Origin of the sequence: Mariprofundus aestuarium (assembly GCF_002795805.1) — a bacterium.
Classification (GTDB): Bacteria; Pseudomonadota; Zetaproteobacteria; order Mariprofundales; family Mariprofundaceae; genus Mariprofundus; species Mariprofundus aestuarium.
In genome coordinates, this window is sequence record NZ_CP018799.1 from 1 (window position 1) to 23,051 (window position 23,051).

25 protein-coding genes are annotated in these 23,051 nt (G+C 52.3%); 17 read left to right on the forward strand and 8 right to left on the reverse strand.

From position 1 onward, the window contains the following. The first annotated feature begins 119 nt into the window (after positions 1–119). The 6 genes from dnaA (at position 120) to purN (ending at position 8,812) form a co-directional block, all read left to right on the forward strand. Complete coding sequence (gene dnaA, locus Ga0123461_RS00005) at positions 120–1,451, forward strand: chromosomal replication initiator protein DnaA (protein ID WP_100278595.1); 1,332 nt, start codon at positions 120–122, stop codon at positions 1,449–1,451. A gap of 1,006 nt (positions 1,452–2,457) precedes the next feature. Continuing rightward, positions 2,458–3,558 carry a DNA polymerase III subunit beta gene (gene dnaN, locus Ga0123461_RS00010; protein WP_100276465.1) on the forward strand — a complete coding sequence of 367 codons (1,101 nt, stop codon included), beginning with the start codon at positions 2,458–2,460 and terminating at the stop codon, positions 3,556–3,558. Positions 3,559–3,565: 7 nt separating this feature from the next. After that, entirely contained in the window at positions 3,566–4,699 is a 1,134-nt protein-coding gene (gene recF / locus Ga0123461_RS00015; protein ID WP_100276466.1) for a DNA replication/repair protein RecF, read from the forward strand. Continuing rightward, positions 4,696–7,122, forward strand: a complete 2,427-nt coding sequence (gyrB, locus tag Ga0123461_RS00020) for a DNA topoisomerase (ATP-hydrolyzing) subunit B (protein ID WP_100276467.1) — start codon at positions 4,696–4,698, stop codon at positions 7,120–7,122. The genes recF and gyrB overlap by 4 nt, the downstream gene beginning before the upstream one ends. 12 nt (positions 7,123–7,134) lie before the next feature. Then, the gene (gene purM / locus Ga0123461_RS00025) at positions 7,135–8,187 is read left to right on the forward strand and encodes a phosphoribosylformylglycinamidine cyclo-ligase (RefSeq protein WP_100276468.1); all 1,053 of its coding nucleotides are present in this window, start codon (positions 7,135–7,137) and stop codon (positions 8,185–8,187) included. Positions 8,188–8,197: 10 nt separating this feature from the next. Then, positions 8,198–8,812: a phosphoribosylglycinamide formyltransferase gene (gene purN, locus Ga0123461_RS00030; RefSeq protein WP_232710235.1), complete on the forward strand. Its 615-nt coding sequence runs from the start codon at positions 8,198–8,200 to the stop codon at positions 8,810–8,812. A gap of 64 nt (positions 8,813–8,876) precedes the next feature. On the opposite strand, the gene Ga0123461_RS00035 is transcribed toward purN, so the two are convergent. Both Ga0123461_RS00035 and Ga0123461_RS00040 read right to left on the reverse strand, forming a co-directional pair. Continuing rightward, a complete protein-coding gene (locus Ga0123461_RS00035; protein ID WP_232710237.1) occupies positions 8,877–10,220 on the reverse strand; it encodes a sensor histidine kinase in 1,344 nt (447 codons plus the stop codon). Between the two features lie 174 nt (positions 10,221–10,394). After that, the gene (locus Ga0123461_RS00040) at positions 10,395–11,078 is read right to left on the reverse strand and encodes a heavy metal response regulator transcription factor (protein WP_100276470.1); all 684 of its coding nucleotides are present in this window, start codon (positions 11,076–11,078) and stop codon (positions 10,395–10,397) included. Positions 11,079–11,191: 113 nt separating this feature from the next. On the opposite strand from Ga0123461_RS00040, the gene Ga0123461_RS00045 reads away from it, so the two are divergent. Next, positions 11,192–11,782, forward strand: a complete 591-nt coding sequence (locus Ga0123461_RS00045) for an NUDIX domain-containing protein (RefSeq protein ID WP_100276471.1) — start codon at positions 11,192–11,194, stop codon at positions 11,780–11,782. Here the strand turns inward: Ga0123461_RS00045 and bioD are convergent. From bioD to Ga0123461_RS00065, 4 genes are read right to left on the reverse strand one after another with little or no spacing between them, the layout of a single operon-like run. After that, positions 11,779–12,423, reverse strand: coding sequence for a dethiobiotin synthase (gene bioD, locus Ga0123461_RS00050; RefSeq protein WP_100276472.1), 645 nt, complete (start codon positions 12,421–12,423; stop codon positions 11,779–11,781). The genes Ga0123461_RS00045 and bioD overlap by 4 nt on opposite strands. Further along, positions 12,413–13,324 carry a malonyl-ACP O-methyltransferase BioC gene (gene bioC / locus Ga0123461_RS00055; protein WP_232710239.1) on the reverse strand — a complete coding sequence of 304 codons (912 nt, stop codon included), beginning with the start codon at positions 13,322–13,324 and terminating at the stop codon, positions 12,413–12,415. Before bioC ends, bioD begins: the two co-directional genes overlap by 11 nt. Beyond that, positions 13,306–14,034, reverse strand: a complete 729-nt coding sequence (locus Ga0123461_RS00060) for an alpha/beta fold hydrolase (protein WP_100276473.1) — start codon at positions 14,032–14,034, stop codon at positions 13,306–13,308. Before Ga0123461_RS00060 ends, bioC begins: the two co-directional genes overlap by 19 nt. After that, positions 14,031–15,161, reverse strand: coding sequence for an aminotransferase class I/II-fold pyridoxal phosphate-dependent enzyme (locus tag Ga0123461_RS00065; protein WP_100276474.1), 1,131 nt, complete (start codon positions 15,159–15,161; stop codon positions 14,031–14,033). The genes Ga0123461_RS00060 and Ga0123461_RS00065 overlap by 4 nt, the downstream gene beginning before the upstream one ends. Between Ga0123461_RS00065 and Ga0123461_RS12505 the strand changes: the two genes are divergently transcribed. The 3 genes from Ga0123461_RS12505 to can all read left to right on the forward strand — a co-directional run bounded on the left by Ga0123461_RS12505 (position 15,145) and on the right by can (position 16,863). After that, the gene (locus Ga0123461_RS12505) at positions 15,145–15,699 is read left to right on the forward strand and encodes a ComF family protein (protein ID WP_232710241.1); all 555 of its coding nucleotides are present in this window, start codon (positions 15,145–15,147) and stop codon (positions 15,697–15,699) included. The genes Ga0123461_RS00065 and Ga0123461_RS12505 overlap by 17 nt on opposite strands. A gap of 238 nt (positions 15,700–15,937) precedes the next feature. Then, the gene (gene grxC / locus Ga0123461_RS00075; RefSeq protein ID WP_100276475.1) at positions 15,938–16,195 is read left to right on the forward strand and encodes a glutaredoxin 3; all 258 of its coding nucleotides are present in this window, start codon (positions 15,938–15,940) and stop codon (positions 16,193–16,195) included. 8 nt (positions 16,196–16,203) lie between these two features. Next, positions 16,204–16,863 carry a carbonate dehydratase gene (can, locus tag Ga0123461_RS00080; protein ID WP_100276476.1) on the forward strand — a complete coding sequence of 220 codons (660 nt, stop codon included), beginning with the start codon at positions 16,204–16,206 and terminating at the stop codon, positions 16,861–16,863. Here can and rsmA read toward each other — a convergent pair whose 3' ends face one another. After that, positions 16,864–17,637, reverse strand: a complete 774-nt coding sequence (gene rsmA / locus Ga0123461_RS00085) for a 16S rRNA (adenine(1518)-N(6)/adenine(1519)-N(6))-dimethyltransferase RsmA (RefSeq protein ID WP_100278598.1) — start codon at positions 17,635–17,637, stop codon at positions 16,864–16,866. A gap of 124 nt (positions 17,638–17,761) precedes the next feature. Between rsmA and tpiA the strand changes: the two genes are divergently transcribed. The 5 genes from tpiA (at position 17,762) to Ga0123461_RS00110 (ending at position 20,921) form a co-directional block, all read left to right on the forward strand. Further along, positions 17,762–18,511, forward strand: coding sequence for a triose-phosphate isomerase (gene tpiA, locus Ga0123461_RS00090; protein WP_100276477.1), 750 nt, complete (start codon positions 17,762–17,764; stop codon positions 18,509–18,511). Between the two features lie 15 nt (positions 18,512–18,526). Continuing rightward, positions 18,527–18,904 (forward strand): preprotein translocase subunit SecG, encoded by a 378-nt coding sequence (secG, locus tag Ga0123461_RS00095; RefSeq protein ID WP_100276478.1) that lies wholly within the window; start codon positions 18,527–18,529, stop codon positions 18,902–18,904. Between the two features lie 196 nt (positions 18,905–19,100). Beyond that, a complete protein-coding gene (locus tag Ga0123461_RS12685) occupies positions 19,101–19,232 on the forward strand; it encodes a hypothetical protein (RefSeq protein WP_257790595.1) in 132 nt (43 codons plus the stop codon). A gap of 467 nt (positions 19,233–19,699) precedes the next feature. Beyond that, complete coding sequence (locus Ga0123461_RS00105) at positions 19,700–20,590, forward strand: carbohydrate kinase family protein (RefSeq protein ID WP_100276480.1); 891 nt, start codon at positions 19,700–19,702, stop codon at positions 20,588–20,590. After that, the gene (locus Ga0123461_RS00110) at positions 20,583–20,921 is read left to right on the forward strand and encodes a hypothetical protein (protein WP_100276481.1); all 339 of its coding nucleotides are present in this window, start codon (positions 20,583–20,585) and stop codon (positions 20,919–20,921) included. Before Ga0123461_RS00105 ends, Ga0123461_RS00110 begins: the two co-directional genes overlap by 8 nt. 4 nt (positions 20,922–20,925) lie before the next feature. On the opposite strand, the gene Ga0123461_RS00115 is transcribed toward Ga0123461_RS00110, so the two are convergent. Continuing rightward, positions 20,926–21,744 (reverse strand): MipA/OmpV family protein, encoded by an 819-nt coding sequence (locus Ga0123461_RS00115; RefSeq protein WP_100276482.1) that lies wholly within the window; start codon positions 21,742–21,744, stop codon positions 20,926–20,928. A gap of 76 nt (positions 21,745–21,820) precedes the next feature. Between Ga0123461_RS00115 and Ga0123461_RS00120 the strand changes: the two genes are divergently transcribed. Together Ga0123461_RS00120 and Ga0123461_RS00125 are read left to right on the forward strand one after the other, a co-directional pair. Further along, on the forward strand, positions 21,821–22,504 hold the full coding sequence (locus tag Ga0123461_RS00120; protein ID WP_100276483.1) for a DUF1722 domain-containing protein: 684 nt from the start codon (positions 21,821–21,823) through the stop codon (positions 22,502–22,504). 9 nt (positions 22,505–22,513) lie between these two features. Beyond that, entirely contained in the window at positions 22,514–22,984 is a 471-nt protein-coding gene (locus tag Ga0123461_RS00125) for a 2-thiouracil desulfurase family protein (protein ID WP_100276484.1), read from the forward strand. Positions 22,985–23,051 lie beyond the last annotated feature (67 nt).

Below are 23,051 nucleotides of genomic sequence, written 5' to 3' on the forward strand. Positions count from 1 at the left end.
TGATAAGCAGTCGCTTAAAAAGGGTCGCGCATGATAAATACCACCGCAATGGTGTCAAGGAATCATCGCGAATCATCTATGGGCTGGATGAAGCCGGGCAAGCATGTACTATTCTGACAATGACAACAACCGAAACGGAATCTTACTGGGATAAAATCAAGGATGCGCTGATGGATGAGATCCCGGCATCGCGCTTTGATGCATGGATTCGTCCGTTAACTGCGCATTGCGATGACAATGGCTTAACCATTAAGGTACCCAACCGTTTTTTCCTTGATGGACTGAAAGCAAGCTACGGCAAACGCATGACTGAGCTGACGGCTTCCCTGCTGGGAAAAGAGACAACCATTATCTATGATGTGGATACCAACCTCGCTGCTGCTGAAGAAACCAGTCAGCCAAAGAGTGAAGTTGTAAAAACAGAATCCAATGTGGATGGATATATCGATCCACGTTTCACCTTTGAAAATTTTGTCGTCGGTTCGGGTAATGAGTTTTGCCATGCAGCCAGCAGGGCTGTGGCTGATAAACCAGGCGAGAGCTACAACCCGCTTTACCTCTATGGTGGTGTCGGATTAGGTAAAACACACCTGATCAATGCAGTTGCCAATGAGCTCCTTAGTAAAAATAATACCCGCATTGCCTACCGCACCGGGGAACGCTTCACCAATGAGCTGATCCAGGCTATTCGTAACGGTTCAACCGATGCATTCCGTAATCAGTATCGCAAGGTTGATGTGCTGATTATCGATGATATCCAGTTTATTGCTGGTAAGGACCGAACGCAGGAGGAGTTCTTTCATACCTTCAATGCACTTTATGAGGTCAAAAAACAGATTATCCTCACCTCTGATCGAAGCCCTCGCGATCTGACCAATCTCATGGAGAGATTGCGCTCCCGCTTTAACTGGGGCTTGGTCGCCGATATCCAGCCACCCGATCTTGAGACCCGTCTGGCGATTCTATCCAGTAAAGCGGAATTGGCTGGTATCCAGCTTGATAAGGATGTCGCTCATCTGCTGGCTTCACGCATCACCAATAACGTTCGTGAACTTGAAGGTGCCCTGACCCGCCTGACCGCGCACTCCACACTGACTGGTCGTACAATCGATATCGCTTTTGCTCGTCATGTACTGCGCGATCTTTTACATGAAGAGGTTCGCGCGATTTCTGTAGAGGATATCCAGAAGAAGGTGGCCTCCTACTTCAATATCAACATACGTGAAATGTCTTCAAGCAAACGCAGTAGAACGATTGCATTCCCGCGACAGATCGCGATGTACGCCACAAAAGAACTGACCTCCCTCTCCTTGCCGGAGATTGGTAGCCGCTTCGGTGGTAAGGACCATACGACAGTCCTCTATGCCGTACGTAAGATTGATGCCAAGCGTAAAGATTCGGATGATTTTGATGAAGAGATGGATCGAATCATGGCCCTGCTCAAACAGTAGTCGCAGGGAGGCTCTTTTTTAGGAGTCCCCCTTTTTTATATCCTTTAACACCTTATCTACATCACCGGCTACCGCACACCTTCAGGTGCAGGGTGGTATTAATTATTTACACCACTCCCTTAACGAGGCTTCAGAGAGGGTTGCCACCACTAATACAACCATCACCACAGGGTTTACTCGCACCCCTCTCCATAATAATCATTTAACACACTGTTATTAAATTTATTTCCGAACGAATGACTACGCCTTACAAGCTGAAAATATTTTCACCTAAGAAGATGTGAGTCTATCCCCTCAGAGCCTGTGGATGGTTTGAGTATAAAGTTATTTCACTGCAATATTTTACTGACCTTGGATACTTATCCACATCTAGCTCACACCCTCTCCTGAATCCGCACACAGTTCACAGAGGAGATAAATTCAAGTGAACAGTGAGTAATCATGGTTTATACACAATACTCACAGCACCTATGATGACTATGAACTCTTATATATATAAAAGGGTATTAAGTAGTATGTGAGACATGCAACCTTCAAATCAGCTTGGATAGCCCCTCTCCAACAAATATCTTTTCAATTGTAACCATCCTCAAAACAAAAACTGCATTAACCAATGTAACTCTTAATTATTATATATAAGACTTATTCATCATCTTTAAAATGGAACGATGCCAGTAGTGAATACAAATAAATTTGATACGCTAACTCTCATGCTTGGATGTTTTTCACAGTGCAATAAAACAACACTTCTCTTTTGTCTAAGAAGATGTGAGTTTATCCCCTCAGAGCCTGTGGATCATTTGAGTATAAAGTGATTGACCGGTAACATTCGACTGTCCATGGTTTTTTATCCACACCCTGTTCACACTCTCTCCTGAATTAACACACAGCTTTGAGGGGATGAATAACAAAGTGAATAGAGGATAATCGGGGTTTATACACAATACTCACAGCACCTATGATGACTATGAGTTTTTATAAATATAAAGGGGATTAGGTAGTAGATATGAACATTACATTGTCCAGAGCATCTTTGTTGCAGGCAGTGCAGCGTTGTCAGAGTATTGTTGAGAAGCGCCATACCATCCCAATTCTTGCTAATATTCTGCTTCAGGCAGAAAACGATACATTGCACATTACAGCTACAGACCTTGAAGTTGGCATTCGCTCTCAAGCACCTGCCACCGTTTCTTCTGCAGGGTCGATTACAGTCTCTGCAAAAAAACTATTCGATATTATCAAGGAGTTGGATCCTGATCAGGATGTAACGCTGGAAACTGGTGAAACATTCGTATCTATTCGTAGTGGTCGTTCCCGTTTTCGTCTTGCCTGCCTGGCTGCAGGTGAGTATCCAGCCCTGACAGAAGAACAGGGCGGAAGCTCCATCACACTCTCAGGCTCAACGCTTTCAGATATGGTTTCAGCCACTTCTTTCGCCATGTCCAGTGATGAAACCCGAAAGTACCTGACCGGTAGCCTGTTTGAGGTAGATGTTGAGCATATGCTCAGGCTGGTAACCACCGATGGTCACAGGTTAGCCCTTTCCGAGGTTCGTCTGCAGCAGGCAACAGAGGCGGTGAAATGCATTGTCCCGAGAAAGGCTGTGATGGAGATCAAAAAGCTGTGTGATGAGTGCCAGGGGCAGATTGAACTGTTTCTGGGCGAGCGTCAGATACGCCTGGTGGCTGATTCCAATATTCTCACCTCAAAACTGATTGATGCCCGTTTCCCTGTTTATCAGGATGTGATTCCTGCCAATAACCCATCGCAGGTGGTTATTGCCAGAGGTGAATTCGATCAGGTACTGCGTCGCAGTATGATTGTAGCCAATGAATTTACTCACGATGTACGACTCACCTTCAAAGAGAGCGGGATCGATATTTCTGCGCACAATACCGAACAGGAAGAAGCAGAAGAACATATCGCAGCAGAATACAACGGTCAGGAGGTCGCTATCGGCTTTAATGGTCGTTATCTCAGGGATACGCTGGGAGCAATCCGCTCTGCAGCGGTTTATATCGAGCTTAAAGATGAGTTATCACCAGTACTTGTACGTGGTGAAGATGCAGATGGATCGCGCTATGTCATTATGCCGATGAGGATTTAAGCGAGAGTTGTCTGCAACGCCCCTTTCTATACGCGAGGTTAAGGTAAGGCACCTACGCTGCCACGAAGAGATTACCTGGAACTGCTCGGAAGGACTCAACCTGATCATCGGTGCCAATGGCAGTGGGAAAACAACACTTCTTGAAGCTGTTTACCTGATGGCTCATGGCCGCTCATTTCGTCAGGCCCGTGATCCATTCCTGGTAAAAAGGGATGCCGAACGCTTTTTTATCCACGGACAATGGCATCGTTATGGGCCTATGAACTTGTCTGTTGCAGGTCGTCGCGGCCAAACGACGCTTCGCCTGCAGGGGCGTGACGTCCAGCGTCGTAAGGATGTCAGTGAAAGTTTCCCTGTTCTGGTGGATGCACCGCAGGGAAGAAAAATTATCGATGGTGCACCCGGTGAGCGCAGGCGGTGGCTCGATGGACTGGTTATCACCTGTTTCCAGAATATGGCTATTCACTATGAACGTTATCTGCGGGCTGTCATGCAGCGGTCGCGTTTGTTAAGGCGCAGGGCTTCATCGGAAGAGCTTGATGTCTGGGAACATCAGATCGTTCAGTATGGCAAGCCGATTGTACTGGCCAGAGAGAAGATGGTCGCAGAGATGAACCTGTACCTGGTTGAAGAGGTGGCTCTCACCGAGCATCCTTTAACGATCTCTGTCACAATGCCCGATTACGATCAACAAGCCTGGTTATCAAGGTTGAAAGAGAAGCGCAGTGACGACCTTCGCACAGGGTTGCGCTTCGGTCCGCACTGTGATTTGGTTAATATCCACTTCCAGAAGCGTGAAATCCGCAGTGCAGGCTCACGCGGTCAGCAAAAACTGGCGGCCATCGCTATAAAGATGGCAGAATGCGGACTCTGGACCCGATATCGTAAATTGATTCCGGTTTTATTGCTGGATGATTGTCTGGAAGCTCTGGATCGTACACGTCAACTGCGACTTCTTAAGCGGCTGCAAAACAGTTCGGCACAGGTATTGATGACTGCACCAGAGGGAGTCAACATCGCATCGGATCTGAATATTAGAATTCAGCTGTTGGATGCGCATGGATTGTGTGACAGTGCTACCAGCTCGATGGTTTCGATGCTTGATGATGATACAACAGAAGTAATGGAGGAAGCTGCATGACTGCTTCTCAAGAACAGGAAGAATATGGTGCGGACAGTATTAAGGTCCTTAAAGGACTTGATGCGGTGCGTAAACGCCCGGGTATGTATATCGGTGATACCGATGATGGTACCGGCCTGCATCATATGGTGTTCGAGGCAGTGGATAACTCCATCGATGAAGCACTGGCTGGTCACTGTAATAAAATTGAAGTCATCATTCACTCCGACGATTCGGTAACTGTACGCGATAATGGACGTGGCATTCCGGTTGCCATGCATGAGGAAGAACAGGTTTCTGCTGCTGAAGTGATTATGACTGTGCTGCATGCCGGTGGTAAATTCGACAGTAACTCCTACAAGGTTTCCGGTGGTCTGCACGGCGTGGGTATCTCGGTTGTGAATGCACTCTCTGAAACACTGGAGTTGGTGGTTCGCCGTAATGGCCATGTGCACTATCAGAAATATGAGATGGGTGTACCTGTAGCACCGTTGAAGGTGATCGGTGATGCCAAAGGAACGGGTACAGAAGTACGTTTCCTGCCAAGCCTAGAAACCTTCTCACATCGCAATATGTCGTTTGATATTCTCTCAACCCGTCTGCGTGAACTCTCATTCCTCAACAGTGGCGTGCATATCGAGGTGATCGATGAGCGCACCGATAACAAGGTGGTATTTGAGTATGAGGGCGGCATTTCAGCCTTTGTGAAACATCTCAACCGCACCCGTACCCCGCTGCATAGCGACTGCGTGAGCATGTGTATTGAGAAGGATGATGTAACCGTCGAACTCTCCATGCAGTGGACCGACTCCTATCAGGAGCATGTCTTCTGTTTTACCAATAATATTCCGCAGCGTGATGGTGGCTCCCATCTGGCCGGTCTGCGCGGTGCATTGACCCGCACCATCAACAACTATGCAACCGCCAGTGGTTTGGCTAAAAAGCTTAAGGTAAGCCTGACAGGTGAAGATTGCCGCGAAGGTTTGACCGCTGTGCTCTCAGTGAAGGTTCCCGATCCGAAGTTCTCATCCCAGACCAAAGATAAACTGGTCTCATCGGAAGTGAAGCCGATTGTTGAGAGTGTTGTGAATGATAAACTTGCTGAGTGGTTCGAAGAGAATCCGAAAGAGGCCAAGCGTATTGTTGGCAAGGTGACAGAGGCGGCAACTGCACGCGATGCAGCACGCAAGGCCCGTGACCTGACCCGCCGTAAAGGCGCGCTCGATATCTCATCCCTGCCGGGTAAGCTGGCCGATTGCCAGGAGAAGGATCCGGCACTCTCCGAACTCTACCTGGTGGAGGGAGATTCCGCAGGTGGATCTGCCAAACAGGGCCGTGACCGTAAGGCGCAGGCGATCCTGCCACTTAAAGGTAAAATCCTGAATGTAGAGAAGGCTCGTTTTGATAAGATGCTCTCTTCTCAGGAGATCGGCACCATGATCACCGCACTCGGTACCGGTATCGGTAAGGATGATTTTGATATCTCCAAGCTGCGTTACCATAAGGTTGTCATCATGACCGATGCGGACGTGGATGGTGCGCACATTCTGACCCTGCTTCTCACTTTCTTCTATCGTCAGATGCCTGAAGTGATTGAGCGCGGTTACCTCTATATTGCGCAGCCGCCACTTTACCGTGTTACACGCGGTAAGAAGGCACGTTATATTGCCAATGATGATGAGCTGTTCGAATTCCTACTTGAGCATGGCTCTGAGGGCAAAGAGTACTTTAACAGTAGCAAGGCCAAGGTCATGAGTGGAGAGCGTCTGCAGACATCAATTCGCAGCATTAACCGTCTGCAGCGTTTGCAGAATCGGTTATCGCAGCGTATCGACGCCAAGGTGCTTAAGTTCCTGATCGAAACCGGTCAGACTACAGTGAAGATGATGCGTAATCGCGAACTTCTGGAAGAGCGTATGGATGCACTGGACTTTGCATTTAAGCAGGCCTCCCGCATTGATGAGATTCTCTCATGGAAGATTATGGAAGATGCCGAGGACGGGAGCTTCTGGGTACAGTTCCAGCGTCGCGATCATGGCCGTTTGATGATCTCAAGGCTTGATAAGGATCTGATCGGAACTGCCGAGTTTGCCGAGGCGCAGAAGCTGTGTGAATCGTTGCAGAATTTGGCTGATGAAGGCGCACACCTTACACACGGTGACAAAAACTGGGCTATCAATCATTTCGATGAACTGGCAGCAACCATTGAGTCAGAGGGACGCAAGGGATTGAATATCCAGCGCTATAAAGGACTGGGCGAGATGGATCCTGAGCAGCTCTGGGAGACCACGATGGATCCGGCCAACCGCATCTTCAAGAAGGTAACACTGGAAGATGTTGTCAATGCTGATGAAACCTTCTCCACATTGATGGGGGATGCAGTTGAACCGCGCCGTAAATTTATTCAGGACAATGCGCTGAAAGTGAAAAATCTGGACGTTTAAGGGAAGCTGAAAGTGAGTGCTACAGACAAGAGTAAACTAAGCTATGCCGATTGCGGTGTGGATATTGATGCCGGAAACGCCTTTGTTGGCCGCATCAAAAAAGCGGTGAACAGCACCATGCGTCCGGAAGTACTGTCCGGACTTGGTGGTTTTGGTGGCCTGTTCAAACCGGATTTTTCAAATATGGAAGAGCCGGTACTGGTATCGGGCACAGACGGCGTTGGTACCAAGCTGTTGCTGCTGCAGGAGTATGACAGGCCGCATGTTGCCGGTATTGATGCAGTAGCCATGTGTGTCAATGACCTGGCTGCATTGGGCGCTACCCCGCTCTTCTTCCTCGATTATCTGGCTACTGGAAAACTTGCCGGTGAAACACTGGCTGGTGTGGTTGAAGGTATTGCCGATGCATGCCGCACCTGTGACTGCTCACTGGTGGGTGGCGAAACAGCCGAGATGCCTGGCATGTATGCACCGGGCCACTACGATATCGGCGGCTTCTGCGTTGGTGTGGTGGATCGACCGAAGATGGTGGATGGCAGCAAAATCACCGCCGGCGACATCATTATCGGTGTGGCCTCCAATGGCCCGCACTCCAATGGTTTCTCCATGGTGCGCAAGCTGCTAGAGCTTGGTGGTGCTGATCTGAATAACGACCTGCTTTCTGATGGCCGCAAGGCTGTAGAAGGCGTTCTCTCCCCAACCCGCCTCTATGTTCCTTCTGTGAATGCTTTGATGAAGTCCGATACCGAGATCCATGGCTTCTCTCACATTACCGGCGGCGGCATGTTCGATAATTTCGAGCGCCTGCTGACCGATGATCTGGCAGTCACCATTGATGTCGGTTCATGGCCTGTGCCGCCTGCATTTGAATACCTGCTTAACTTTGCAGATGTGGAACGTGATGAGCGCTACCGCACCTTCAACATGGGTATCGGTTTTGCGGTGATTCTATCTGAGTCCGAAGCGGAGAAGGCCGAGGCCGTACTGAAGGAAGCTGGTGAAACCACCTACCGCATTGGTTCAGTTCATAAACGCGATGGCGAACCGGTCACGCTGATCGGCTGATCTCACGCTCATGAGTTCCAAATCTATTGCAGTGATGGCCTCTGGCCGTGGCTCAAACCTGAAGGTGATTCTCGATGCCGTTGCGGCGGGCGACTGTCCTGTCGATGTGCAGCTGGTGATCTGTGACAGAGGTGATGCTGCAGCACTCGATATTGCTCGTGCTACAGGCGTACCCCATGTGATTCATGTGAACCCGAAAGATTATGAGGGTCGTGAGCAGTACGATGCAGAATGTGCAGATCTTCTGGACAGGTACGGCTGCCAGTGGATCGTTCTGGCTGGATACATGCGCATCCTATCCTCATCATTCGTGCGCCGTTTTCGCGGCCGCATCATCAATATTCACCCTTCAATCCTGCCCGCCTTTGCCGGCGCCAGAGCTGTAGAGGATGCGCTTGCTTATGGTGTTAAGGTCTCAGGCTGCACGGTTCACCTCGTCGATGAGGTGCTTGATGGTGGTTCAATCCTTGCCCAGTCGGTAGTCCCTGTACTTGATGACGACACCCGCGACTCCCTGCATGCCCGCATCCAGATCGAGGAGCACAAGCTCTATCCGGCAACCCTGAAACGTATGGTTGAAGAGGGTTTTACCATCGAAGGCCGCCGTATCATCTGGTCTAAATAAACAAATTGGACCTGAACGCCTGCTTCCGGTTGAGATCACCGTCGGAATCAGTCATTCAAGTAAGTCATGATTTTCCGTTCTCAGGGTCTATCAGGATATTGTCGAGTCGTTTGAGGTGGCTGGGATCGGCACCGGCCAGTGGCAGTCGGATGATGAAGGTCGCTCCTTCACCCGGTTTGCTCTCTACCTTGATCTTGCCAGCATGGGCTTCAACAATGCGTTTGCAGATAGCCAGACCAAGGCCAGCACCCTCGCCCTCTTTACGGCAGCGTGCATCATCAGCGCGGAAGAAACGGTCGAACAGGTGGCCCTGCTGCTCTTTGGCAATGCCCGGCCCTTCATCGCGCACAGCGATGATCGCAGAGCCATTCCGTGTTCTGGCACTCAAGTGGATGGTTGAATGCTCTGGCGCGTGCTTAAAGGCGTTGGAAAGCAGGTTCATCATCGTGCGCTCCAGCTGGTCAGCCTCACCCGTGACCTCCATGTCATCCTCGATATCCATTTCGAGGGTAACATTCTGACTATCAAACAGGATCAGGTGCTGCTGGCCGATCTCCTGCAGTAGCAGTGAAAGGTCGACCGGAGCCTGCACCAGCTCAAGCTGGCCGGCATCGGAGCGGGCAAGGGTTAGCAGGTCATTTACGATGCGCTGGATGCGGTCGATGGTGCCAAGCTGCTGGCGAAGTATTTGCTGATACTCCTCTTCAGAACGTGGGTGGCGCAGCGCCACTTCGATTTCACCCTTGAGTATGGTCAGCGGCAGGCGCAATTCATGCGAGGCATCGGCGGTAAAGCGTTTCTGGCCCTGAAAGCTTTCTTCGAGATCAGTAAACATCTTGTTTAACACGCGTACCAGCACGCGAATCTCTTTATCCTGCGATTTGGACTTCAGGCGGCGGGAGAGGTCGCCTGCTGCCACGCCTCGCGCGGTCGATGTGATCTCTTGAATCGGTTCAAGCGCACGCTTGGCCATGTAGTAACCGGCAACCGCACTGATGACGATAGAGAATACGCCTAGGATACCGCCCAGAATATAGAGCAGGTTGAAAACAGAGCGGATATCGCTGGTGCTGTGGCCCAGCATCAGGGTGGCAACGACACGGCCATCACGATGAATAGGGAAGGCGATAACGCGGATATTACCCTTGTTCAGCAGTGATTCGGTTGAGGCGAAGGAGGGGATTCCGTTTCGAAATGCCTGGCCAAGGGCGCGACTGACATCGTTGCCACCCTTGTCGATCAACGAACGGTCAGAGCGGAAGAGGATGAGTCCATTGGCTCCAACCAGCTGGATGGCACCGGGATAGTGGTTGGCAAAGCTGCCCAGGTGGCCTGACCAGAAATAGAATGGCGAACTCTCCAGCTCATTGGAGAGAGAGGTGGCCTGACTGATCAACTGCTCATCCACCTCGTAGTAAACGCGGTTGGCGAGTGCGGTATAAAGTACGGCAGCGGCAAAGATAAGAATGCCGAGTTCAAGTCCAATATAGAGCAGCGCAAGCCTGCCGCGAAATGTGCGGAACAGGTTGGAGCGAATCCAGTTGATAAAAGCCAGAGGGTTAAGGGTCAGGAGAAGCTCCCGTTAAACGGGTGGTGAGTCGTCGCTGAGCAGGTAACCCTGGCCGCGCAGGGTGTGCAGCAGTGCCGGCTCATAACCTTTGTCGATCTTGGCACGCAGGTGACTGACATACACATCAATAACATTGCTCTCCGGATCGAAGTTCATGTCCCAGACATGCTCACCGATCAGGGTACGCGAAAGAACCTTATCCTGGTTGCGCATCAGGTACTCTAGCAGCGCATACTCTTTGGTGGTCAGGCGGATTGCTTTGCCACGACGGGAAACGCGACGACTGATCGGATCAAGCTCCAGATCAGCAAGTTTAAGAACTGGAGATTTGCTATCTGACTGGCGGCGCAGCAGAGCACGTACGCGGGCCAGAAGCTCCTCGAAAGCGAATGGTTTAGGCAAGTAATCATCGGCACCTGCATCCAGGCCGCGAACCTTGTCTTCCACCGAATCACGGGCGGTAAGCATCAGTACCGGTGTTGCCACGCCACTGGCGCGCAGTTCGCGGCAGACCACAATACCGTTCTTCTTGGGCAGCATCAGATCGAGAATGATCAGGTCGTAATCGTTCACCTCGGCAAGAAATTCGCCGTCCTCACCGTCGTAGGAAACATCTACGGCGTGCCCCTCTTCCTTCAGTCCCTTCTGAATGAAGTGTGCAACGCGCTCTTCGTCTTCAACCACCAGAATCTTCATGGGGCTTACTGTAGCAGTTAAGGATACTCTGACAAAGCGGCATTATTCCGGAATTCGTTATAAGCGTGGGAACTCATGTTATGATACGTGAACTCTGAAGGGGAGATGCTGCCATGGATTATCAGATCAAGAAAAAAGAACGGGTCTATCAGGGCTTTTTTGCCATGGATAAATATACCGTCGAACACGACCGCTTCGATGGTGGCGCCCTTACGATCACAAGGGAAAACATGGAGCGCGGAGATGCGGCAGCGATGCTGCTTTACGATCCTGATGCAGATGAAGTGCTGTTGTTGGAGCAGTTTCGCATCGGACCGGTAGCACGCGATGACAAGCCGTGGCTGATCGAGATTGTCGCGGGCATCATTGATGAGGGTGAGAGCGCTGAAGAGGCGGTGATCCGTGAGTCAAAGGAGGAGGCAGGCTTCCTGCCTTACGAAACCCGTTTCCTGGGCCGTTACTACACCACACCCGGCGGTTGCTCGGAGTGCATTGATCTTTTTCTTGGGTTGGTGGATAAAAACAGCCCGGTAAGTGATGGCGGTGGCTGCGATCATGAACAGGAAGATATCCGCCTCTTCTGGGTCAAGCGCGAAGAGGCGCTTACGATGCTCGATGAAGGAAAGATCGGCTCCGGTGCTCCGATGCTCGCCCTTCTTCTCGCCTTCGGCTGGAAAGGTGTGGTAACCGAAGGGAATACTTAAGCAGTTAAACCCGTTGTTTCACCGTACTTCAGGCAATCAATGGTGCAACCCTGATTCAGGAAAGGTTCAACCGCTTTTCGAGTTGGTGCAACCCAGTCGTTCTGTTCCGGTTTTGTGGCATTGAAGAAGATACGAGTCGGTGAACGACCCATCTGTTTGAGTTTTTCCAGTGTTAATAACGTCTGGTTGATGGCACCGAGCTTGCAGCCTACGACAAGCCACACCTCAGCATCGGGCATGGCCTCGATCCAGTCGGAAAGCAGCCAGCTGTCGGTGATCGGCACCATCAGACCGCCTACGCCTTCGATCAGGCAGGTTTCAACATCATCTGATTGGGCTTCACACCATTTAACCAGTTTGTCCGTATCAACAGCCTGACCTTCTGCTGCGGCAGCCTGTGAAGGTGCTGCTGGAAGAGCGTAGCGAAAGAGACTGATCTGATCTGCATCGTCCAGGTTTTGGGCGGAAAGCAGGGTTTCGATATCCTCGTTTTTACCCGCCTTATCCAGACCGCAGGCGATCGCTTTCAATGCCTTGGCACTACTGCGCCCCTCTTTCAGCAGCGACCGAATGACCGAGGCCGTCACCCAGGTTTTTCCGGCATCGGTGTCGGTGGCTGTTACGAAAACCTTAGATGCCATCGATTTTCATGTCCCCTTCCACCTTGATAGGGATGATGCCATCGCGATGTTCGAAACCCTCCTCTTTGTACCATGCCTGCGCATAGAGCGCTTCGAAGGTGGCGCGAATGCGTCCGTTCTCATCGCGATAACGCTCAGAGTACTGTTTCTCCAGTTTTCTGATCAGGGCGCGTCCATAGAGACCGCTCTTGCGACCACGGATTGCTGCGGCGGAAGCGCCCAAACCCTTGAGTTCGCGTACCAGGGAGATGGTATCGGGATAGGTGAGCGTGAAGAGATCGGCATCAGTAACCGGTGTTTCAACGGCAAGTTTCATGATCGCATCACCCAGACTCATCACATCGGGGAACGGCAGTACATGGCCGGCATTGCCCGGATCGATCTCAGCCAGTGACTGGCGCAGTTCGGAGAGTGTGCGACGACCAAAGGTGGAGAAGAGAATCAGCCCGCCCGGTGCCAGTACCCGACGCATCTCGGCCAGCATCAATTCAGGTTCAGGAACCCACTGCATGGCAAGGTTGGAAGTGACCAGATCGAATGAGCCGGACTTGAACGGCAGGGAAGCCGCATTGCCGGAGGCATGATGGTGACGCCCGTGCCACGGCAGGCGGCGAGAATGAGCCTTGCGGGTTGTTGCAACCATTGATTCAGAGAGGTCGAAGGCCGTGATATCGGCCTTTTTGAACTTTCCACGCAACAGGCGGGTGAAATAACCGGTGCCACAACCGATATCGAGGATGCGTTTCGGATCGATCCTGGTGAAGTTGAGGTGTCCGATCAGGCGATCGCCGATCTCGCGTTGCAGTACGGCGTGTTCATCATAACTGTCAGAGGCTGAGGAGAATGCGCGTTTGACCTGGCCGGCATGTATATGACTGTTTTTCACTGTTTCAACCACCATGTTTGAACTGTTTTGTTAAATTTGTCTTCCTGAGTGAGGAACGGTGCATGACCGCAGGTATTAAATAGTTGCTGTTGGCTGTTCGGGATCATATCGGCCAGCCACTGGCCCGCCTCAACAGGCACGATTGCATCACCCTCACCATGGATGACCAGTGTCGGCTGTTTGATGGCTTTGACCAGCTCACGCAGGTCGAGTTGCTCCAGCAGTTCAAGCCCACCCTTCAATCCTGCCTCACTTACCCTCTTCTCCCGATCTACTGCTGCTTTAGCCAGCCGGTTGTAGTCGCTGCGGTTGAGTTCGTCACCGTGCAGCATCAGGGCAAAGAAGCGGTTCAGCGCCTTGGGTGAAGCGGATTCAACAGCCATCCTGAAACCGTTAAACACCTCACTGCTGCTGCCAAACGGCCAGTTTTCACCAATTCTGAAACGGGGTGTAGTGGAAACAAGGGCAAGCGAGGCAATACGTTCCGGAAAAGCTGCTGCAATCTGCATGGCCAGCATGCCGCCCAGAGACCAGCCGACCAGGTGGCAGGGTTTGTCAGGCAGCTGCTCCACAATGGTTTCAACCCACGCATCGGCAGGGAAGTCTGCTGCGCCGCCATGACCCGGAAGGTTAAGGAACAGGGCATCAGCGAAGGTTTCAAGCTGATTGCACCAGATTTGGCGGGATTGCGCCCAGCCATGCAGGAAAACGACAGGTCTGTTCACAGCAGTGCTCGCAGGCAGGTCGATAGTTTCTCAATCATTTCCTCGCTGTGGCCTGCGCTGAGGGTAAAACGCAGGCGCGCTGTACCTTCGGGCACAGTCGGAGGCCTGATCGCAGGCACGAAGAAAGCGGCGTCACGCAGGGCGGTGGCCATCTGCAGGGCTTTCTCATCACTGCCAACTACCAGAGGCTGAATAGGGCTGTCAGAAACCATGAATCCAAGCCCTGCTGTCAACTGTTTGAACAGCTTAAGATTTCGCTTCAACTGCTGCCGCTGCTCGCCAGACTGGATCAGTTCAAGTGCAGTTTCTGCCGCAGCAACCATGGCAACGGGCAGTGCGGTAGAGTAGATCACGGTGCGCTGTCGCTGCCTCAACCCCTCAATCAATTCACGGGTTCCGAGAATAAATGCGCCGTATGAGCCAAACGCCTTGCCGAAGGTGCCGACCTCGATCAGGCGAGCATGGCCGGAGATCGTATCACCACCTGTGATGCCTTTACCTTCCGGACCCATGCAGCCTGTGCCGTGGGCATCATCAATCACCAGCAGTGTATCGTATGCTTCGGCAAGTTTGAGCAGGCCGGCAGCATCGGCACTATCCCCGTCCATGCTGAAGATACCGTCTGAGACGATGATGCGCCTGGCTGCGGGATGTTTGTTCAGCTGCAATTCAAGCTGTTGGTTGCTCAGGTGGGCATAGCGGTGCGATTGCCCACCGGAAAGGCGCACCCCATCCACCAGCGAAGCGTGGTTTAGTTTGTCGGAAAAAACATGCGTGTGGCGATCGGCCAGCGCCTGCAGCAGCCCGATATTGGCCAGCATACCGGAACCGGCGATAAGGCACGCCTCATAGCCTTTCCAGCTCGCAAGCTTCTCCTCAAGCCGGTGCAGCACGGGATCATCCCCTGAAACCAGGCGTGATGCCCCACTGCCGACCGCGTCATCGAGCGCACCTCTAGCAACCATGCAGACATCCGGATGAAAGCTGAGCCCAAGATAATCGTTGCTGGCGAAGTTGATCAGCCTCTTACCATTAAGATGGATATACACGCCCTGACGTCGCGAGGCGGTAAAGCGCCTGCGGCGAGTCTCGGGGGTTTCAGGAAACCAATTGCGCGAATCGGGCATGTCCGGCATGCTGGTAGGCATGAAGGGACTGTCAACCAAAGCCTTTAATCTGGTTAACGGGGTGCGAAGCCTCCTGTTTCCCCCGGCCTGTCTATTTTGCCAGCAACCGCTTGAGACGCTGGCAGGCAACAGCTGTTGTTCGTCATGCTTTGAAAAGATCACCATCTGGCCACGCTCAGTCTGCCACAGTTACGGAGCTGAGCTACCTGAGGCGATGGTACCGGGGCCATGCGGCATTTGCCTTAACCGCCCACCCGCACAGACAGAGACCCGAAGCATCTATGCCTATCGTGGCCCGGTTCGAGATGCGATCCTGAACTGGAAACTGCAGGGCATGGATGGGGGCGTACGCTGGCTTCTGGAGTCCGCCATGCCCCATGCCTCAGAACTGATCGGCAAGGATGACCTGTTGATTCCGGTGCCTATGCCGCTGGCACGTATGCGCAAAAGTGGTCGTCACCACGCTGCTGACCTGCCGCTGGCTGGCGGACGGAGTCAACTGCAACTGGGATTGGCAACTGTCGCACAGGGTCGGTGAGCAGCCGCGCCAGTCGGCACTTTCCGGGTTGGTCCGGCGAAAAAACCTGCGTGGGGCTTTTGCACTCTGCGACGACTATCACGAGCGCATCCCGGATAAGAGAACGGTCTGGATTGTTGACGATATTCTGACGACAGGTTCAACGCTGAACTTTGCCGCCAGAGCTTGCAGGCCGCTGAAAGCAGAGGTGAAGCTGTTGTCGCTGGCGCGTACATTACATAGAGGATAGGTTTTCCCCATGGCTAATATTGAAATTTATTCGGGCGACTACTGCCCCTACTGCGTTCGGGCCAAGAGCCTGCTGAAAAACAAAGGCGTTGAGTTCACCGAATACAATGTGCAGCGCGACATCAATCGTCAGGCAGCAATGCTGGAGCGGACTGGCGGAATGCGCACGATCCCCCAGATATTTATCAACGGAAAGCATGTTGGTGGCTGTGACGAGCTCTATGCGCTCGATAGCCGGGGCGAACTGGACCCCATGCTGACGGATTGAGGTAGACTATGTGTAGCCCGAAAACACTACTTGCGAATAACAGGGCATGGTCTGAGAAGTGCCTTCAGGAGAACCCGGATTTTTTTAATCGGCTATCAGCGCTCCAGTCACCGGATTTCCTCTGGATCGGTTGCTCCGACAGCCGTGTACCGGCCAACGAGATTACCGGCCTTGAGCCGGGGCAGGTTTTTGTTCACCGCAATGTTGGCAATCAGGTGCACCATACCGATCTGAACTGCCTCTCGGCGGCGCAATATGCGGTCGATGTGCTGGGCGTTAAGCATATTGTTATCACCGGCCACTACGACTGCGGCGGCGTGCGTGCGGCGATGGCGGGTCAGCATCACGGCATTGTTGATAACTGGATTCGCAGTATTCGCGACACCTATATGCTGCACCAAAAAGATCTGGAACTGCTGAGTGAAGATTCGCGCCTCGATAGACTGTGCGAGCTTAATGTGATTCGCCAGGTCGATAATATCTGCCACACCCGAATTGTGCAGAATGCATGGGAGCGCGGCGATGCACTATCCGTGCACGGCTGGATTTACAGCGTGAAGGATGGCCTGCTGCACGATCTTAACGTGACAAAAAGTATGCCGGAAGATGTGGCACCGCTCTATCGCGTCACCGGCACTGAAACCAGTGCCTGGCCGGTTGCCAGTTAATTAATTTTTTAGGGCCAGAGCGATTCTTACCCAGGCATCGTAATCGAGCTGCTCCGGGCGTTTGCGCGGATCAATTCCAATGGCCTCAAACTCTTCAGCACCAAGCTCGCCCCTGAAATTGTTGTTGATGGTCTTGCGCCGATGGGCAAAACCCTGACGTACTGTTTTCTGAAGCTGTTCATAGCTGCAGGCCGGTGTTTTGCCATGCGGCGTCATCAGAATCACGGCCGAATGCACCTTGGGTGGCGGTACAAATGCACCGGGCGGCAGCGTCAGCAACCGTTTTACATCATAATAGTGGCGCACCAGCACCGAGAGACCGCCATACACCTTACTGCCAGGTTCTGACGCGATACGTTCAGCTACCTCGCGCTGATACATCAGCACCATGCCACCGGAGAGATTGAATCCGGCCAGTTTGGCGGTCAGCGGACCGCTGAGATTATAGGGGAGATTTCCCGCAATCCATTCAGGTTGAACCGAAGCTACAGCTCCCTCAAGCTCCTTCATGACATCACCGTGGATGACGGAGAGTTCCGAATTGTTCTTTGCCACATCCTGCCAATGGCTGGCAAAGCGGTCATCCATCTCGATTACGGTGAGTTTAATGGCTCGCGCCAGCAGTGATTCTGTAATTGCACCCGGCCCCGGGCCGATCTCGATGGCGATCGCTCCTTCAGGGATCGCGGATGCGATGCGGGCTATGGCATTGTGGTCGCGCAGAAAGTGCTGTCCGAGCGACTTTTTGGCGTGTTGTGAAGTGCTCTCTGTCATGGGGCAAGCGTAGCCGATATTGACGTAAAACATAGCCCCGCCGATTTCTCCTTGCCTTATATGGTAGGCTTCCTAGAATCCGCGACCGTTTTCGAGCCGTTGGTTCTATTCCGGGAGGTCTAACATGAGCAGTGAAAAGCGTAAGTTGATTGCGGGCAACTGGAAGATGAACGGGCTACTGCAGGAAGCGAAAGATTTCATGGATGCGTTTGGCAGTAACCCTGCGCCGGACCATATTGAAGTTGGTTTGATGCCGCCATTCACGCTGTTGCATCCAATGGCAGACAGACTGGCAGAGATGGGCGTGGCACTGGGTGCGCAGAACGTTTACTACGAAGATAAGGGTGCTTTTACCGGCTCTATCTGTCCGATGATGTTACGTGATGCCGGTTGCCACTATGTGATTCTTGGTCACTCTGAGCGTCGTAGTATTATTGGCGAGAGTAATGCCCAGATTCGTTCGAAGATGAATGCATCATGGCTGCATGGTCTTGAGCCGATTCTCTGCATCGGTGAAACACTGGAGCAGCGTGAGAAGGGTGTGACCAATACCGTTCTGGCTGAGCAGCTGGCTGTTCTCAAGGGTGCGCCGAAGAGTGCAGCGCTGACAGTTGCTTATGAGCCGGTATGGGCGATTGGTACTGGTTTGACCGCATCACCTGAGCAGGTGACTGAAACGCATGCATTTGTGCATGCAGAGTTGCAGCGTCTGGGTCATGATTGCCGCGTGCTTTACGGTGGTAGTGTGAATCCGAGCAACGCCGAGGAGTTGATGGGTTGCCCCGGCGTGGAAGGTGCGCTGGTAGGCGGCGCAAGTCTGAAGGCGGACTCGTTTATGGAAATTGTAAAGGCAGCTGCGAAAGCAGCGAGCTAAGGAGAACAAGAACAGATGGCTACAGTTCTTATTATTATTCACGTGCTTATCGCCGCACTGCTGATCGGAGTAATTCTGGTTCAGCGCGGACAGGGTGCAGATATCGGTGCCTCTTTCGGTGGCGGCGGTGCACAGACCCTGTTTGGTAGTCGCGGTTCCGGCTCCTTTCTGGGTAAGATGACCGGCGGTCTGGCAGCAGCCTTCATGGTGACCAGTCTGACACTGGCATTTTTCTCTCAACAGCAGACAGGTTCTGTTGTGGAACGTACCATTGTCGATGAAATTCCGGTTGAGGCTCCTGTAGAGTCACAGCCACAGCAGGGTGGTTTCGATCCATCCAAGCTGAAGAGCGATACAACTGCACCGGCCGATGGCCTTCCGGGCGCAGAATAATCAGTTTTTTCGGGGCTTCTGTCCTGATAAAACAGCAACACGAAAGGGGGCGGGTAATTTAATGTTACTCGCCCCCTTTCGTGTTAGGGATACCTGAAAAAAATCGTAACTTAATGTCGCCCCTCTTCTTTCATCTTAGTGAAATTGACTGTTCCACAGTTATAGTAAGTTACTTTTGTTTGACGTGGATGTGGTTATGAAGTTTATTGCGATGTCACTGATGCTATTACTGGCCGCCTGCTCGATTCATGTCAGGCCGGTGCCGAATGTGAGCGTACATATCCCGGTTCCCGTTCCTTTAGATGCGGAACACTCTAATCAGGAGTGATTTCTGTAGTCGGGGCATCAGTCACCCGATTCAGATTCCAGTTTTAACCTTCGATTGCGCATCTCTTCAGTCTCATGGGAAGCATTTATTTTAAATTCACGTCCGAACTTGTTCAGGCTCTTGTTGCCAATGAAGTGGCAAGTTCGGCAATCTGCTTGTATTTGACGACTGAAAGAGGGGATGGCCTGAGCCGTAATGGGTAATGACAAACAGATAAATACCGATGACATCAATATGGAAAAAAGTCTCATGTAACCTCCTTCTTTGAAGCAGATCAGCGCATAAGTAGCTTCTTGGTTAGTAAATCATTTTGAATAGCTGAGCATTAAGGTCGGGTTAACTCGGCCATAAATAGCCTTCAGAAAATCAGAGAGCTTGAAATAATCGGGTTCATCAATTTATGTCATTCAGTATCCATTCTGTTTGTAAGATGGCGTCGGGCTGATGTTTTACGTTAAAGTTCATCCATGCTTGATCTTCTCTGTATTGGCCACGCCTCTTTCGACATCACCATGGCAACAGCAGCCCATCCGGGGCCGGATGAGAAGTTGTTTGCCGATTCCATGATGCTTTCCGGCGGTGGACCTGCCGCCAATGCAGCCGTTTGTGTGAGAAGGCTTGGTGGTAAAGCCGGATTCTGCGGTTATCTCGGTAACGATCTCTTCGGCGATTTACATATTCGCGAGCTGGAAAACGAAGGTGTCGACTGTTCGCTGCTCGTACGTGGTTCTGGCCCCTCCCCCGTCTCTCAGATCCTCGCCAAACCGGACGGCACACGTTCGCTGGTCAATTTCAAGGGGAATGCCCCCTGGCTGGCCGCCAATGCAGTTTCGATCCCTACCCCTCCAAAGGTAATCCTCTTCGATGGCCATGAGCCGCTACTCTCTGTGCATCTGTGTCACTGGGCAGCGGAACAGGGAATACCGACCGTGCTCGATGCGGGATCGCTGCACAGGGGTACTGAGGAGCTGGCCGGGATGGTTGATTACCTCGTGGCCTCGGAGAAGTTTGCGCGGCAGTGGTGTGATACCGTGGATATGACGAGGGCGCTGGATGAACTGGCAGCCATATCGGAAAATGTGATAATAACACTTGGAGAGCGTGGTCTGATCTGGGCCAGGGAGAGAGGGCGTGGGATGCTCCCCGCTTTCAAAGTAGAAGCGATAGACTCGACTGGTGCCGGTGATGGATTCCATGGCGCCTTTGCCTACGGCCTGTCACTGGATATGGCGTGGGAGGAGCTGCTTCGCTACGCCTCAGCCGTGGGTGCTCTGACCTGTACCAGGCTGGGGGCAAGGCCTGCCCTGCCCGAGGCAATTGATGTGATGCGGTTTACTGGAGGCGTGAGAAATGGATAGAAACTACAGTGATGAACAACTCTTACGCATTATCGACCAGGCGATGATTTACCAGTGCGCCTGCCCTGCCCAAGTGGCATCGGTTATGCGCGAACTTCGCAGGGTGGACTCTTATCAGCAAACGTGCCTCAACCTGAGCGGTACCGATAAACAGGTTCATCAGCGGATTTCAGAGGATGTAAGGAAGGCCCATGCAACAATGGAGAGTTGCCTTGAATCCGTGCTGCTGTTGGAGGGGTGGGATCTTGAAACGATGACCATGCCGGATAATTTAAAAAAACAGATGCGCCAGGCATTTTCACCGGATGGGCAGGACAATCATTCAGGTTAACCCATCAGTTGCTTTCGGCACGCGCTTCTGACGACCAGAAGCTCCACGCCATGCCAATGGTGGCCGAAATGTAATTTTTATCTTTTACCAGTGGGCTGTTTACGATCACGCCCGGAGATAGGTTACGGTAACGGATCGCCGAAAAGAGAGAAATCGAGTCGCTGTACTGGTAGCGCAAGCTGGTCGTGAGCGACAATGAATGAAGCCCTGCACCTGCCCTGTAGGCTGGCCTTGCCGCTGTGGCATAGACCGGTGCTACACCGTAATAGGTATTGTGAAACCCCTGAGAGCCGTAAAGAAGCCCCGCTGCAAGCGTCACTTTCATTATTTCACTGGCCTGATGCTCCAGCAGAAGATCGGGTTCCGATACCCAGCCCAGCCAACTGCCGGAAGTATTAATGACGCCGCGCCACGGTAACCTGAGCGTCAGCTTGGTTTGCTCATCTTCAAGCAGCCTCCAGTTCAGTCTCGGGCCAAGCTGGAAGCTAAACTTGAGGTCAGGCATACCGGCTCTTGCCCGGTTGGAGTTGCGAACCGGCAATCCAAATCCGAGTGAGAGATCCAGGTTGAGGTCCTTGAATCCAAGCAGTTCACGCCTGATCCCAGAGCGGTCAATTTTAAGTCGATTGCCACGATAGATCAGATAGGGAATAGGAGCGCCAAAGAGATAGCGTTCATTGCTTCCCATGTAGTGTGGCAGGCTGGCCACACCAGCTGCGATGCCAACCTCCCAGAGCGGTTTGCCCGATGATTCGGTGGCGGTGGCAGCGTTTGCTGGTAGCAGCAGGCCGGGCAGAAGGATTGCGATCATTGAGCGCTTCATGAGTACGGATGATATACGCCTTGCCGATGATGAATAGTAGTTTCAACAGTCGGGTAGAGGCGTTACGCTGGCCACTATGCGGATATGGGATGTGAATCCAGGCTATCTGGCCCGGCAGCAGTTGCTCGGTGAGCACCGGGAGCTGCACGGGCTTTTCAATGTTCTTACCATGGGCAAGAAGGGTTATGCCAATCATCCTGAGACGCTTCGCTGGGTTGGCTGCATCAGTGCGCTTACGATACGGCATCGGCAACTTACGGCTGAGATGCAGTTGCGCGGTTACAACCACCACTCGCCTTTGCCTGATATTGCCGGTGCCGCGGCATGGCCCAACATATTTATCGATACCCTTGCCCACCAGTTCGAACTGCTGGCTGGTAAATATGCCGCTGACGGGAGATCTGGCCGAATTCCGCTGCCTATGAACTGCCAGGAGCTCTGGGCCCAGCATAAATATTCGGTGATGGCACACGATCCCAACCTTTATCGTGAGCTTGGCCCAGCTGTGGCGCATGGGGGGGAATACCATGACAATATTGAGGCGCTATCAACCCTGCTGATCAGAACACTCAGAAGTGAGCCTGAGCCGGGACACCTGATGAATGCACTGCAGCATATGTGGGGTTATTTGAAAGGTGAAACATCTCCGCCGCAGTCCCCCTCTGCACTGCTTGAAGCGATTCAGGCTGCTGCCATCAAACGTGACACGACTTACCTTATAAATTCCACTGCCCTTTCCGAGTTGGCGGTGTGGCTCTAGGTTGAAGCGATGCAGAAAATACTTGTAAGCGCTTGCCTGCTTGGTGAGAGGGTCCGTTATGATGGCGGTGACTGCCGTCAGTCAGGCCTTCTTAAGCAGTGGCAGGATGAAGGGCGATTGATTCCGATTTGCCCAGAGGTGGCCGGTGGCCTTCCGGTGCCAAGACCGCCGGCTGAGATTGTCACGGGTGATTCAGATGCCGTGTTATGTGGCTGCGGAGTAGTGCAGCGACAAAGTGGTGAGGATGTGACCGATGCCTTTGTCGATGGAGCGGAACTGGCTCTTGCCCAGTGCATGCGCCACCACATCAAGCTGGCAGTGCTGAAAGAGGGCAGCCCATCCTGCGGCGTTTCATATGTGAATGATGGAACGTTCTCAGGCGTTAAGATCAAAGGTGAGGGCATTACTGCCAGACTGTTGAAGCGCCATGGCATAAGGGTGTTCAGTGAGTTTGAAGTGGATAAGCTTAAATTACGCTGAACGAATGAGGCCATGCAATCACTGCGGTTTCCGACTAAACTAAAATTAGTGGGGGAAAACAGGAGCG